We start from the raw sequence: 13503 nt of genomic DNA, 5'->3' as shown, positions 1-13503 counted from the left end.
GCTCGTACTGTGCGCGCGGCATGGGCAACCTGTGCGAGATGGGTGCGGCGATCATGATGGGACCCCAGATCGACGGCACCTACCGCTTCCACGCCCGGGGCGAAGACATCGGCCAGATGTGTTTGTTGGGAACGTTTTCCGAGTACACCGTGGTGCCCAAAGCCTCACTGGTCAAGATCGACGCCGGTACTCCGCTGGACAAGGCAGCGTTGATCGGGTGCGGTGTCACGACAGGGTATGGGTCGGCGGTACGCACCGGGGAGGTGCGCGCCGGGGACACCGTGGTCGTGGTGGGGGCAGGCGGTATCGGCATGAACGCGATCCAGGGCGCCCGCATCGCCGGAGCATTAACGATCGTGGCGCTCGACCCGGTGGCGTTCAAACGCGAGCAAGCCGCCCAATTCGGCGCGACGCACACCGCCGCCACGATCGATGAGGCGTGGGCGTTGGTCAGCGATCTGACCCGAGGCAAACTCGCCGACGTGTGCGTGTTGACCACCGACGTCGCCGAAGCGTCCTATATCGGTGAGGCGCTGTCACTGGTGGGCAAACGGGGCCGGGTGGTGGTGACCGCGATCGGGCACCCCGAGGACACCTCGATGTCGGGATCGCTGCTGGAACTGACGTTGTATGAAAAGCAGATCCGCGGCGCACTGTACGGGTCGTCCAACGCCGCCCACGACATCCCGCGGCTGGTCGAGCTCTACAACGCCGGGCAACTCAAACTCGACGAGTTGATCACCCGCGAATACAGTCTCGAGCAGATCAACGAGGGATACGACGACATGAGATCAGGCCGCAACATCCGCGGCCTCATCCGGTTCTGACGAGGTGGCGGCGCGAAAGGGTTTGACGTCTGTGCAGATACCGTACCGACACCGGATGGGTGGACACTGCGGTTCGGGGGCGTTGCGTGATCTGACCGAGTGGGCTCAACTCGGGTGGGGTTCTCACGCACCAACGGGGGCCTGGTTTTCACGCTCGGCGGCGCTGTGGACTTTGGCTATGCGCGTTCGGCCCGATTATCGCCTCAAACCTATCTGGTGGGACGCGGAGGCGGGCTGGAGGACGATTATCTGAGCCGTATCGGCGCCGGGCTGCAGGTGTGCTCCACCGATGACCCAGAGGTCGGCTGGGCGTGGGTGACCGGTGAAATCGACGCCGGCCGGCCGGTCATGGTATGGGCCGACATCGCCGAACTGCCCTACCTTCGGGTGCGGTTGAGCATGAGCCGGCACGACATCGTGATCATCGGCTACGACGACGAGCATCAATTGGCCTACGTCGTCGACAACGACCGCGACACCATCCAGGCCGTGCCCTATGAGAACCTGCGACGCGCCCGGTGCTCGACGGGATTCCCGGTACCAACCCGCCACACCACCTACCTGATCGACTGGCCGCACACCGTGCCTGACCTGGCCGCGATCGCCGGGCCCGCGCTGGCCGCGAGCGCGGATTTGATGCGCGGCGTCGCTGCCGGGCCGCCCGCCATCATCATCGAGGATGCCGACCTCACCGGATCCGGTATCGCCGGGATGCAGGTCTTTGCCGACGATCTGCGTTGCTGGCCCGAACTTTTCGATGAGGACGCCCTCGCCGCGGCGCTGTTCGGGCTCGGCGCATTCATCGAAAAGGCCGGCACCGGAGGCGGACTGTTCCGCGTCCTGCAAGCCCAAGGCTGCCAGCATGTCGCGGAATTCCTGCACGATGAAGCCGCCGCTGCGGCGGCCACCGCGGCGCGCGAGGCCGCGGACTTGTGGAGCGCTGTCGCCGCCGCAGCTGCCGATACCACCTCACCGCTGCGGGATCGCTGTCTCGCGGCCGCCGAATCGGCTGCGCAACTTCCCGAGGCTGAACTGCGTCTCGCTGACGCCCTGGCCTGTGCTGCGTCCTCGGTGACAACCCGCCGCACACCATGTCGATGACGAAAGGCCCTCTGTGACTGACACATCCACCCATCCAGATCCTCGCTTTCTGGACACCACCGAGTTCCTGGACTGGCGCCACGACAACGTTCAGCGCTTCACTCAGTCGGCGATCGGCGACAGCCGCGATCCCGTCACACGGGCCCAGCGCGTTTTCCTCGCCGTCCGCGACACGATTTGGTATGACCCCTACAGCGTCGATGACGATCCCGGCCACTACCGCGCCAGCTACGTCGCGACGGCCACCAGCGCCTACTGCATACCCAAAGCTGTGCTGTTGACCGCGGCCGCGCGCGCCGCGGGCATTCCCGCCCGATTGGGTTTCGCCGATGTACGCAATCACCTGCAAACCGACACGCTGCGGGCCCGGATGGGCGGCACCGACGTGTTCGTCTACCACGGCTACAGCGAACTCTTCGTCAACGACCGCTGGGTCAAGGCGACGCCGGCGTTCAACGCCGAACTGTGCGCCCGATTCGGTGTGCCCCCAATCGATTTCGACGGCGTCCACGACGCGCTTCTACACCCCTTCGACAGCGAAGGTCACCAGCACATGGAATATCTCCATGACCGCGGCTGGTACCACGACCTACCCTTCGTCGAGATCATCGCCGAACTTCGGCAACGCTACGGCCCGCTGATGCAAACCAGCGACATCGAGCGCGATACCTTCGCCCGGTAAGACCTGCGGCGGCGTCGGGCCTGCGCTGGCCCATCGTGTCGTTACTCGACAAGCTGCGGCTCGGTGCTGTCTGCACCTGCGGCTGTCACGTCGAGCCGCATCTCCGAGCTGTCGGCGCTTCCGCACAGCAGCCAGGCGAGCAGCTGCCCGACGGGCGACCTCCAGGCGTGACCGCGATTCAGCGTTGCGGCGAAATCTTCGAACTCGTCGGGGCGATGCCTTTCAAGATGCCCCAGGATCGCGAGCTGATCGTCGGGGGGAACGCGATGCTGGGGCGGCGGCGGCAAGCGGAACCATAATCGGCGCCCATGTCGTGTGGGCCAGCGAGGATCCTGGTGGTGCAGTTCGGCCAAGTCAACGGTGCCGGCGACGTCGCCGCAGCCGGTCGAGTAGCCCGCGAACGGCGTGCTGTAAGGATACGCGGTCCTTGTGGTGCGGACGTGACCTCGACGTGCCAGGGTGTTGATCGCTTGGTTCACGGTCGCCCGCGCGTTTTCCGCGGCATCGATATCGACGAGTCCCAGCAGTTCGATGGTGTACCAGCGCCACCGCGCGCGAATGACCGACCCGCTCATGGCGAGTCCGAGTGTAGCGGGGGGATAGTAACGGTCGTCGACGCCGCGCTGCTGCAACCCAAGCAGTATCTGCCGTTGCAGGGCACCTAGTCCCCGGCTCATCGCGCGTCGAGGTCAACTCGGCCCAATACGGCACCCGCCACTTCCCTGTCGGCTCCCGCCCGGACCGTTCTTCGTTTACACACGGTGGGCAAATGTAAAAAATCAGCCCACGCGCGGCAATGTCACCGGGAACCCAACTCTCACCCTCGTTTTGTTTCTGAAAGACAAGTCATCGTCGATATCGTCGTCGGCCAGCAGACACCAGCGGCCGTGGCCGGTGGTAGGTGTCGTCTCCGGACGACATAAGGACGCGCGTTCCTTATTCGCGGGAGACGTTTCCCCTGATCGATGGATAGACCACTGTTGGGTGAAAGGGGGCGTCGAGCGGGAAGGGCTATCACATGACGACGGGAATTCAGCCCGACAGCGGTGCCAGCGCTGCTGCGGGCGCTTGGCGAGACCGTAAGCGCTACCTGTGGATGTTGGGGCTGATCGTTCCCACCATGCTGTTCGTGATGCTGCCCGTCGTCTGGGCGCTCAATCGGATGGGGTGGCACACCGCGTCGCAGGTGCCGCTGTGGATCGGACCGATCCTGCTGTACGTCCTACTGCCCGCGCTTGACCTCGGGGTAGGCGTCGACGGCCAAAATCCCCCCGACGACACGGTGCAGCGCCTGGAAGACGACGACTTTTACCGCTACGCCGTGTATGCCTTTATTCCGTTCCAGTACGCCAGTGCCATCTTGGGTGCCTACCTGTTCACGGCTTCGGACCTGAGCTGGCTGGGCTTCAGTGGGCCGTTGAGCTGGCTGGGCAAACTCGGTGTGGCATTGTCGGTTGGCACCGTCGGCGGCGTGGGCATCAACACCGCCCATGAACTGGGCCACAAGCGAGACGAGTTGGAGCGATGGCTATCCAAAATCACCCTCGCTCAAGTCTGCTACGGGCACTTCTACATCGAGCACAACCGCGGCCACCATGTCCGGGTCGCCACTCCCGAAGATCCGGCGTCGGCGCGATTCGGGGAAACGTTTTGGGAGTTTTTGCCGCGCACCGTGTTCGGCAGCGCCCGCTCGGCGTTGAGTCTGGAGGCGACGCGGATTCGCCGGCAGGGAAAAAGCCCCTGGAACCCCGCCACGTGGCTGGGCAACGACGTGCTCTACGCGTGGGCCATCTCAGCCGTCTTCTGGGCGGCAATGCTCGCCGAGTTCGGGCCGGCCTTGATTCCGCTGATTGTCATCCAGGCGATCTACGGTGCCTCGTTGCTGGAATCGGTCAACTATCTCGAACACTACGGTCTCGTGCGTCAAAAGCTGCCCAACGGTCGCTACGAGCGGTGCACGCCCGAACACAGCTGGAACTCCGATCATTTGGTGACCAACCTGTTCCTGTATCACCTGCAGCGCCACAGCGACCACCACGCCAACCCACTGCGTCGCTATCAGGCGCTGCGCAGCTTCGACGGATCGCCGAACCTCCCCGCCGGGTACGGCGCGCTGATCGGGGTGACATATTTTCCGCCGCTTTGGCGAAAACTCATGGACCACCGGGTGATCGAGCACTACGACGGCGACATCACCAAGGTCAACATGCACCCGCGGCGCCGCGCCAAATTGCTGGCCCGCTACGGCGCGCCGGCATGATGCCCATCACCGCCGGAGCTGATGTCAGTACGCCTACGGGCATGCCGACCAGCTCCTGAGTCAATCAGCATGATTGCAAAACGTTGACGCCGTACCAGCCGCATAACAGCAGAGCAACCTCGACATCCAGGCGGTCGTCGATGATCGGCCGCCCCCGTCGCGCTACCGCGCGCTGCACCCGATACTTCACCGAATTGTGGTGCAGATGAAGTTCTTCGGCGGCCGCTTTGAAACTCGACCCGCAGCGCAGAAATACCCGTAACGTCGTGCGCAGACGTTCGTCGTTATCGGTCCGGCAGGCCAGCGGCCCGAGGACCTCGGCGACCCAGGCGCTAGCCGCATCAATGTTGGCGCCCAGCAGCGCCGCCATCGACAGGCCAGGGTCGCTGGCGGCGACGACTCGGGGTGCGTTCGGTCCCAACGCCAACGCAACTGTGCGAGCGTCTTGCGCCTGGAGATGCGAACGGTGAAAACCTTTGATCCCTTCCAAGGGTTTGCCGACGGCGATCCACGGGGCGTCGGGATGCGTCGCGGCAAACGCGTGGATTCGTTGCACACAGGCTGCCGCCTGGTCGGCCTCTAGGGGAATCCAGGCCCATCCCGTCAAACTGTCCACGGGAATGAACAACGGGCTCTCACGACTGTCGATCGATGCGGCGAATTGCTGAACACACCTCTCCAACGCCACCAGTTCGCGGCCGTCAATTGGCTTGTCGAACCACACTGCGGCGGCAAGGTGAATACGGCGTAGCGGATATCCAATGGCGTTGGTCAGCGCGTCGGCATCACTGTCACTACCGTCGAGCAACTCGCGCACCCGCAAGGCACGCATGCTGTTTCGGTTCTCCAGCCAACGGTCACGTTCTTCTTCGTATGCCGCGACAACTTGCTGGGATATTGAGTCGATGTAGCTAAACGTGGTCTCGGCGATGTACCCGAAGACTTCAAGGGCCAGTGGAGATTCGAGGTTGGCGTCGCGAACTTCACCAAGTATGGCATCGAGGACGGCCTTATGGCCGAGCCGATAGCCCCTTACCATGGCGTCAACGGACACCCCGCGCTGCGCCAAACGCCGCGCATGCTCGAGCGCGGCGGTCGGTGGTTCGACGTGCTCGACCGCGATGTTGTGGCGGATCACCGAAAAAGCTGTGTCGATATTGGTCTCGACAGTGTCGCGCAACAACTCGATCAACTGCGCGTCACCTTGCAGGTCGGGCACTTCTTCGAGCAACATCTGCTGAACCCCGCCGACGAGCTCTCCCAATCCGCCGGTCAGCCGCGCGATCACCACCGCCGCCGACTCGGCGACAGCAGCCTCATCGGTACAACAGCCCTGCTTCATACAACACGACCTTAGTTCGCTCACGGCATCACGACGGTGAGATCACCGAACGATCGTCGTGTTTCACCGCGCCGATTGCCCTCGGCCCCAAAACGTCTCCGTTCAGACGGCAAGGATGCGGGCAAAGCCAGTCCGAGAGCACTTCGCTACCCGGGCACGGGCGCAGTCAGTCAAGTAGGCGTCGACGGTTGACGTCGGCGGAATGCCTCAACACCACGCACTCGAGCGCTGCAATGATCCACTGCAGGCCCGTGAACCAGCGACGTGGCGGAACTTCCCAATCAACACCAAATCGCCTAGTAAGCAATATTATTGGTTGAGCGCACCGCGTGAACCACGTCAGATCCGAAGTCCGCCACTTCCCAGGACGCTGTCCAATTGATTTTATCCAGAAGTCACTTGATGCTCGGTGGGCCTGCCGATCCGCTGGGTACCGTCGGCGTCGAAGAGCTCCCTGGCCCAGTGATCGAGAACATCGGTGCTGTCCCAGTCGTCAGGGTGAAATCCGGCGCGCGTGTAGGAACGGAACCGCTGGACCGCTTCGGGGCTAAACATCGGGGAACGACGAAACTCCCGAAGGCTGGCTATCGTTCGTATGGGGTTATAGGCTGCACGGTCAGCCGCCATGGACCGAGTTGTCTGGACGATCAGCTCGGTGAACAAGATCACCGATGCGATGCGCATTCCCCACACCCGGGTGCGCTCTGTTCCCCCGATCGTGCGCAAGGCATCGAAAGCGACGGCCTTGTGTTCGGATTCTTCGAAAGCATGCCAGAGCAGGATGGGGCGGACCTCGGTGTCGCCGATCAGTTTCTGGGCCTCATCACTGGTCAAGATGATCTCGGCCAGTGTCGCCGTGTAGTGCTCGAGAGCGGCCGTGACAGCCAAGCGCAGGATGGGGGAGAACCGCTTCTCCAAGCGGTCGACCAACTTCTTGATGTGCTGATCGATCCGGTCGCTGGGATAGCCCATCTCTTGCAGGCGGTTGTTAAGCAGCCGATGCTGATGCCGATGGGTGGCCTCCTGTGCGATGAATCCCTTGATCGCCTCCTGAAGGTCAGGGTCGCTGATCTGATCACGGTAGTGCCGTACTGACCGGATAAAGAAGTCTTCTCCCTCGGGAAAGGTCGCCGATAGAGTCGAAATGAAGTGGCTCATCACCAAGTCGCCGCCGACGAAGTGCTGGCGGTTGGCGCCCGAAGGCAACGCAAAACGGACCCGGCGAGCCTTCGGCAGCACCCGTGCGGGCGACGATACGGACGACTGACTGCTCATTGCGTTGCTCCCGTCTCAAAGCGAACTATGAATGTGACGTTACACCTAGTCAGATGTGGATGCCAGACTGTGTCTGTGGGCGCTTCGGTGCGGGTGTACAGCGGAATGTCTGCAGAGCAGCGTCATCAGCGCCGCCGTGAACGGCTCATCGACGCTGCAATCGAGCTGATCGGCACCCAGGGCGTGGCCGCGGCCACCGTGACCGCGGTATGCGCCAACTCGCGCGTCACCTCACGCTACTTCTATCAGCATTTCGCCGACCGCGACGCGCTTTTGCGGGCGGTTTACCAGCAGGTTTATGCCACTTTCCATGAGGTTATAGTTCAAGCGATCCCCGACGCCGGCGCCACACCCGACGTGTTGGCCAATGCCCCAATCCGCGCACTGCTCACCATGATCGAAGACGATCCTCGCCTGGGCCGCATTTTATTCGTCGAGTCGGCAACCGAGCCGCTGCTGCGTGAGTTGCGCAGTGAACTGATGGCCGGCTTCGCCGACCTCGTGTTGCGTGAGGCCAGGCTTCGCCTTGACATCGCTGACTCGGCGGTGGGTGTCGCTCACCTGGCATCAACTCTTGGTGTCGGCGGATTATTCGAAGTCCTGCGTCGCTGGCTCGACGATGAACTCGATTTCACCACTGACGAACTTGTCGACCACTGCGCCGGCTTCCTGGGCAGCCTGGGCAGCTACGTGCTTCTGCAAAACACCGGCGACAGCACTGCTCGCGCGTGATCAAAGTTTTCGCGCGGCAGCGCCCACCTGGAGGTGTCGGCTGAGCGTACCGATTGTCACCGTGCCACCACACGAAAGAAACGTTTCACCAACCCAGACGTTTACCGTCGTCTCACCCGTGGTCACGAGGCAGTCTTCGTCGTGCGGTCGAGAAAGCCGGCGACGGCGGCGGTGAAGGCGTCGTTGTCGTCGCCTGCCACCATGTGGGCCGTACCGGAGACGTCCACAGCTTGGGCGTGCGGTACGACTTCGAGGAATTCATCGACTGACTGCTGCGATGTCACATCTGAAAGGGCTCCGCGCACCAGCAGTGTTGGTGCCCGCACGCGGCGCGCCCCGTCGACAAGCATCTCGCTGATCGCATCGAAGGTTTCGGCACCTGTCGCCGGATCGCCTTGCAGGAACTGGAAGTTGGAGTTGACGAAAGCTGGATCCCATCGCCAGACCCACCGACCGTCGTCGCGCTGCCGTAAGACTTTGCGGAGTCCGTCCACACTTTCGGGTCGAGCGCGGTGCGGGTTGTAGTCGGCGATGACGGTGGCTGCATCGTCGAGCGTGCCGAATCCGTCGGGGTGGGCGGTCATGAAGGACACGACGCGGCGTGCGCCGTGTAATTGCATCCGCGGGGTGATGTCGACGAGGACAATAGCTGCCCAGAGCTCGGCCGGTGCCTGCAGGTGAGCGCCCAAGATAGTCAGGCCGCCCAGCGACGCGCCCACGACGGCTGGCGGGCAGTCGAAACGCGCTTGGTCGCGCACCGCAAGCAGATCGGACGCGAGCGCGTCCAGGTCGTAGTTTCCGTTGCGATCCCAGCTGCTATCGCCGTGGCCCCGGGCGTCGTAGGCGACGACTGTGTAGCCACGGGCGTGTAGCCGGCGGGCTGTGCGCGCCCAGGCCTGACGGTTTTGACCGCCGCCGTGAAGCAGGACGACGGCCCCGCGAGCAGAGTCATGACGGTAGCAATCCGCCATCAAGGTGAGATCGTTTTCGGTGCGGAATTGTGTCAACGTGAAGGTCATCGGCACAAATATCTGTCTTGTCTCGTCCCGGCGGCGCCGGGATTGGGTTCTGTGGTCACGCTGCGCTGTGACGCGGGCTGACGACGGTCACCGTCCCTTGAGCGGCGCACACTACTCGCTCGTCGTTGATGATGTCGATTCTGGCGACGCCGCTGCGCTTTCCCAGCGCGATGATCTCGGTGACGGCGACACACACCCCCCGCGACACGGGCTGCAGCAAGTTCAGCTTGAACTCAGTGGTCGCGACCCAGGATCCGGCGGGAATCACCGGGTAGAAAACCGCCCCCAAGCAGTGGTCAACCATCGCCGAGAGGCATCCGCCGTGCAGATTGCCAAACGGAGTCAACAGGTCCGCCCGAGCTTCCATCTCGACGACCAGTCGTCCGGGGCCGAACTCGCTGTGGCGGAAACCCAAGTAATGGGCAAGCCCGCCGGGGGTCGCCGTCATGGCCTGTAAGTCCTCGGCGATCTGCGGATTGAACTGCTCGAACTCCACGGTCAACGCTCCTTCCCGATCGGTGATGACCCGATCCTGAGATGAGACATTACTCTGTAGTTGTTGCATCAACGCACGGTTCGGCCTTGAGCAGCGCGGGAAGCAGGAACCGTCGTAAGAATGCTTCGAGGCCTTCGGGGCTGCGATGTCTGGGGCCGCGCACCGAAATCAGACTGAGAATCGTTCGCAGAATCCATTCGGCGGCATCGTCGAGGGACACCCCGGGTTCAAGTTGATCCCAGTGCACAGCGAAGAGGGGGCGAAAGAACTCGGCGACAAGATCGAACAATGCCACCGACGTTCCCGCGGCCAACCCGATCCCGGCGAGCTCGTCGTCACTGCCGAAGAGCAATCCGATGGTCGGCTCACGGCGAGCCGCACGCACGGTGACCTCGACGAAATCGATGATCGCCGAGCCTAAATCGGTGTGCCCGGTGATCCGGCGGCTAATCCGCTGCAAGTAGCGTTCGGCCGCCCGCAAGATCACACCGGAGACCACAGATTCGCGATTAGGGAAATGGCGGTACACCGTGGCGCGCGATATCCCGGCACGCCTGGCGATGGCCTCCATCGTGGTGCCCGCCAGTCCGGTCTCCTCCAAGCACTCTTCAGCAGCGTCGAGCAGCCGATCTCGCGCTACTGCGCGCTTTTCTGCAGGCGCCAGGCCCCAACTCAACGATTTCTTTGGCACAGCGCAAGTATCCCGCCTCGACCACAGTCGCAGTGGCGAACCCAGCCAGTTGCCTCACCGAAACCTTATGCGACAAGTTCGGGGTCATGTTGCACCCGAAAGTGACGACGATAGTCACCAAACGGCCACAGGCCGCCGCCGCTACTCCAGCGCACCGGCCGTGTTGTCCGCTGCCGGGATGCGACCACCGGTTTGGCGGGCGCTCACCGAAGCCACGTTGTCGAGCAGTCGCCGGGTGGCTCGGTCGATGCGGTCTCGGGTCTGCGATGCGGACGCGCGCCCGCCGACGAAGGCGGTGATGTTGGCCACCCAGATGGCGGCGATGACTTCTGCGACCCGCCGATCTAGGTCACTTGGCTGGCCGCCGCCCAGGGTGGCGGCCAGCAGGTGTTCGATCATCGCTGCCGCCTCGTTCACCGCGGCCGCGGCGGTGCTGTCGACGACACAGAAAGCCTTGGTCATGGCCTCGGTGAGCAGCGGGGCGCGCTGCCAGCGGTCATGCAGATCGCTGGTGAGCTGCGCCAGTCGCCGTTCGGGTGTGGCGGCACTGGTAGTCCCATCGCGGGCCTCCTCCAAACGGTGGAACTGACGGACCAGCGCCGAGGCCAGCAGGTGGTTTTTGGACGAGAAGTAGCCGTAGAGCGTGCCCACGGCGATACCCGCGCGCTCGGCAACCGCCCGCATCTGCACGGCTCTATAGCCACCCGTGGCGGCCAGCGTCAGCACCGCATCCAGTATCTCCTCGCGCCGATCCGTCGTTCGACCCGAACGAGCAGCCCCCGATCGACGCGCCGACGAAGAGTGCTCTACCGGCGCGACGGCCCCGAAGACGCCCGGAGCGTTCACCGCGCGGGGTCGGTGTGGTCGGCGCTGCTGCGAGCCAGCTGCTCCAGCAGGCCACCGGATCCGGTCATGTCGCCATGGGCGGCGAAGTGATCGGCGCTGACGATGATGAACACCGCCTGCGCGGTAAACCGGGTGAGCCCGTCGGCGCCGGTGCCGGTGGCGCTGACGTGCAGCGCGCGCCCGTTGTGCGAGCTGATGTGGGCGGTGACGCGATGCGGCTGCCCGAGCGGCACCGGTAGCAGATACTCGACGGTCAGGCTGCGCGTCACCGCTGGTGTGCCGGTAATCCACAACGTGAATCCCAGGACGTCGTCGCACGCCGCGGCGACCGCGCCGCCGTGGGCCAGCCCGGGTGCGCCGACGTGGCGTTCGGTGAAGGTCACATCGGCGTACACCGTGTCCGCGCTTCGATACACCACGAGGTTCAACCCATCGGGGTTGTCGGGGCCGCAACCCATACAGTTGCGGGTGTGACAAGGCAGCCGCTCAGCAACCGGCGCCCCGATGGTCGGGGCGTCAATTCGGGCTTGATCAGGCTCGCACATCATCGCACCTTCAGTACCCATAGTTTCGTTACGCTACGATTAGTAGCACAAGCGGGCCAACACAGCATTGCCCCCAGCCAATTCGTGCGGTGAGGTGACGACGTGAACGCCCATCGAGCACTGGTGGACGACGACAGCGATGATGTCGACCCCCGCCGAACTCGGTCGCGCAACCGGTTGCTGGACGCGGCGGCCGCCCTGCTCAGCAGCGGTGGCATCGAGGCCGTCACCATCGACGCGGTCACCAAAGCCTCCAAAGTGGCCAAGACCACCCTGTATCGCCACTTCGGTAGTTCGTCGCAGCTGATCGTGGCCACTTTCGAGAGGCTGCTTCCCCAAGTCGCGCCGCCAGCGCCGGCGCCAGGGACGCTTCGCGAACAACTCATCGACTTGCTCACCCGTCAGGCGATCCTGTTCGCCGAGGCGCCGCTACACGTCACGATGCTGGCCTGGATCGCCTTGGGACCCACCGTCACCACTGACCGCACCGTCGACGAGCACGCCTCAAAAGTGTTGCGGGCACGCGTTATCGACCAATACCGACAGCCCTTCGACGCCATCCTGCAAGGCGCCGACGCAAAAGCTCAACTCGACGAATTCGACCCGCAGTTCGCACTGTGCCAGCTCGTCGGACCGTTGGTGTTTGCGCGAATGACCGGCCTGCGCGCGATAACCGCCGACGACTGCGCCCGTCTGGTCGATGACTTCCTCGCCATCCACCTCACTGGCGACACATCACCCGGACCCAAACCGGCGGATCCAAAGACGCCACCCAAACGAACTAAGCACACCAACACCCGCAATGAGCAGCGCAGAAGCGCGTTGACGCCCGAATCCAGATGACCGTCGTGGCCCGGGCCCGGCGAGACTCTCTTGGTGCCGCGCCCCAGAATCGAGCGGTTGGCGCGTTCCTAAACCCGCGTTATCGCGTTCTCAACAGGTTGAGCTCACCCCAAGGACCAGCCAGCAGAACGTTTTAGCCATGTCCCCCAGCGGAAGCCGGCGGACTTAAGGATGGTGTTGGTTCCGTCGCCGCGCGTGGTCCCGTGCACGAGAGTTCCTTCGGCGGCGGTGTGAATGATCTGGATGGTCATGATGGCTCCTCTGTTCTTTGGGGTGGCTTAGATGGCGTAGACGGCGGCGACTAGGACGTGCGCGCAGTAGTGCGTGGCGGTGATGCGGTACCACCCGGTGAATGTGGCATCGGTGGTGACCGCCGACGCGTGGTCGGCGTGATCGCAGCAGAACCGGTCGTTGTGTGACGACGCGGCGATGATGGACGCCGGTTGGCTGCAGCACGGCACATCGCAGTAGTGCGTCCGGTTGAGAACCCAGTTGATGGTGTCGTGCTCGACGATGGTGGTCATGACCTTGTCCCTTTCGGTTGGTGATCGGCTGGTTGCCGGTCAGCTCAGGGAGCGGTCATTGAGGGGGCGGCCGTGTTGTCCACCCGGGAGGCGGGGTGGCGCCGGCGGATTTGTCGCCCTGCGAGCGCCGAAGAAGCGAGCTGTGTTGGGCGGCAAATGTCCTCCGCCGCCGGCACCACCCCAGCCGGGAGGGTTGACTGCGGCCGACACCGAAATAGACTCAGCGACCTGCTGACGGCAAAAGTGAGATTCCTTTGAACCTGGCCACCGCCAGAGCGCCCACCGCAAAGGTGGGCAACCGGCGGCCGCACCTAGTGCGC

General features: G+C 63.7%; 15 protein-coding genes and 1 pseudogene. 6 read left to right on the top strand and 10 right to left on the bottom strand.

Annotation, left to right across the window (positions count from 1 at the left end; translation table 11 throughout):
• The 3 genes and pseudogenes from AC2VOU_RS04060 to AC2VOU_RS04050 all read left to right on the top strand — a co-directional run.
• The coding region (locus tag AC2VOU_RS04060) for a zinc-binding dehydrogenase (protein ID WP_486956192.1) at nt 1–827 on the top strand (827 nt) is incomplete at its 5' end.
• A gap of 22 nt (nt 828–849) precedes the next feature.
• Nucleotides 850–1928, top strand: a pseudogene (locus AC2VOU_RS04055) (BtrH N-terminal domain-containing protein).
• Between the two features lie 13 nt (nt 1929–1941).
• Nucleotides 1942–2610, top strand: coding sequence for a transglutaminase-like domain-containing protein (locus AC2VOU_RS04050; protein WP_486956191.1), 669 nt, complete (start codon nt 1942–1944; stop codon nt 2608–2610).
• Nucleotides 2611–2651: 41 nt separating this feature from the next.
• Here AC2VOU_RS04050 and AC2VOU_RS04045 read toward each other — a convergent pair whose 3' ends face one another.
• Nucleotides 2652–3185: a hypothetical protein gene (locus AC2VOU_RS04045; RefSeq protein WP_486956190.1), complete on the bottom strand. Its 534-nt coding sequence runs from the start codon at nt 3183–3185 to the stop codon at nt 2652–2654.
• A 443-nt stretch (nt 3186–3628) separates the two neighbouring features.
• Here AC2VOU_RS04045 and AC2VOU_RS04040 point away from each other — a divergent pair, with 443 nt between their 5' ends.
• Nucleotides 3629–4870, top strand: a complete 1242-nt coding sequence (locus tag AC2VOU_RS04040) for an alkane 1-monooxygenase (protein ID WP_486956189.1) — start codon at nt 3629–3631, stop codon at nt 4868–4870.
• 64 nt (nt 4871–4934) lie between these two features.
• Here AC2VOU_RS04040 and AC2VOU_RS04035 read toward each other — a convergent pair whose 3' ends face one another.
• Nucleotides 4935–6212: a PucR family transcriptional regulator gene (locus AC2VOU_RS04035; protein ID WP_486956188.1), complete on the bottom strand. Its 1278-nt coding sequence runs from the start codon at nt 6210–6212 to the stop codon at nt 4935–4937.
• A gap of 384 nt (nt 6213–6596) precedes the next feature.
• Nucleotides 6597–7487 carry a metal-dependent hydrolase gene (locus tag AC2VOU_RS04030; protein WP_486956187.1) on the bottom strand — a complete coding sequence of 297 codons (891 nt, stop codon included), beginning with the start codon at nt 7485–7487 and terminating at the stop codon, nt 6597–6599.
• 105 nt (nt 7488–7592) lie between these two features.
• Between AC2VOU_RS04030 and AC2VOU_RS04025 the strand changes: the two genes are divergently transcribed.
• The gene (locus AC2VOU_RS04025) at nt 7593–8219 is read left to right on the top strand and encodes a TetR/AcrR family transcriptional regulator (RefSeq protein ID WP_486956195.1); all 627 of its coding nucleotides are present in this window, start codon (nt 7593–7595) and stop codon (nt 8217–8219) included.
• A 122-nt stretch (nt 8220–8341) separates the two neighbouring features.
• On the opposite strand, the gene AC2VOU_RS04020 is transcribed toward AC2VOU_RS04025, so the two are convergent.
• From AC2VOU_RS04020 to AC2VOU_RS04000, 5 genes are all read right to left on the bottom strand, one after another.
• Nucleotides 8342–9238 (bottom strand): alpha/beta fold hydrolase, encoded by an 897-nt coding sequence (locus AC2VOU_RS04020; protein WP_486956186.1) that lies wholly within the window; start codon nt 9236–9238, stop codon nt 8342–8344.
• A gap of 55 nt (nt 9239–9293) precedes the next feature.
• A complete protein-coding gene (locus AC2VOU_RS04015; protein ID WP_486956194.1) occupies nt 9294–9734 on the bottom strand; it encodes a PaaI family thioesterase in 441 nt (146 codons plus the stop codon).
• A 49-nt stretch (nt 9735–9783) separates the two neighbouring features.
• Nucleotides 9784–10425 (bottom strand): TetR/AcrR family transcriptional regulator, encoded by a 642-nt coding sequence (locus AC2VOU_RS04010; protein ID WP_486956185.1) that lies wholly within the window; start codon nt 10423–10425, stop codon nt 9784–9786.
• A gap of 141 nt (nt 10426–10566) precedes the next feature.
• On the bottom strand, nt 10567–11271 hold the full coding sequence (locus AC2VOU_RS04005; RefSeq protein ID WP_486956184.1) for a TetR/AcrR family transcriptional regulator: 705 nt from the start codon (nt 11269–11271) through the stop codon (nt 10567–10569).
• Nucleotides 11268–11729: a PaaI family thioesterase gene (locus AC2VOU_RS04000; protein ID WP_486956193.1), complete on the bottom strand. Its 462-nt coding sequence runs from the start codon at nt 11727–11729 to the stop codon at nt 11268–11270. Before AC2VOU_RS04000 ends, AC2VOU_RS04005 begins: the two co-directional genes overlap by 4 nt.
• 189 nt (nt 11730–11918) lie before the next feature.
• Here AC2VOU_RS04000 and AC2VOU_RS03995 point away from each other — a divergent pair, with 189 nt between their 5' ends.
• Nucleotides 11919–12659 (top strand): TetR/AcrR family transcriptional regulator, encoded by a 741-nt coding sequence (locus tag AC2VOU_RS03995; protein ID WP_486956183.1) that lies wholly within the window; start codon nt 11919–11921, stop codon nt 12657–12659.
• A 104-nt stretch (nt 12660–12763) separates the two neighbouring features.
• Here the strand turns inward: AC2VOU_RS03995 and AC2VOU_RS03990 are convergent, their stop codons facing one another.
• Both AC2VOU_RS03990 and AC2VOU_RS03985 read right to left on the bottom strand, forming a co-directional pair.
• Nucleotides 12764–12910 (bottom strand): hypothetical protein, encoded by a 147-nt coding sequence (locus tag AC2VOU_RS03990; protein WP_486956182.1) that lies wholly within the window; start codon nt 12908–12910, stop codon nt 12764–12766.
• Nucleotides 12911–12937: 27 nt separating this feature from the next.
• The gene (locus tag AC2VOU_RS03985) at nt 12938–13183 is read right to left on the bottom strand and encodes a hypothetical protein (protein WP_486956181.1); all 246 of its coding nucleotides are present in this window, start codon (nt 13181–13183) and stop codon (nt 12938–12940) included.
• Between the last annotated feature and the right edge of the window lie 320 nt (nt 13184–13503).

The sequence above is a fragment of the Mycobacterium sp. TH-M25 genome, from assembly GCF_057473665.1.
This window is presented reverse-complemented; position numbering and strand designations above follow the sequence as displayed.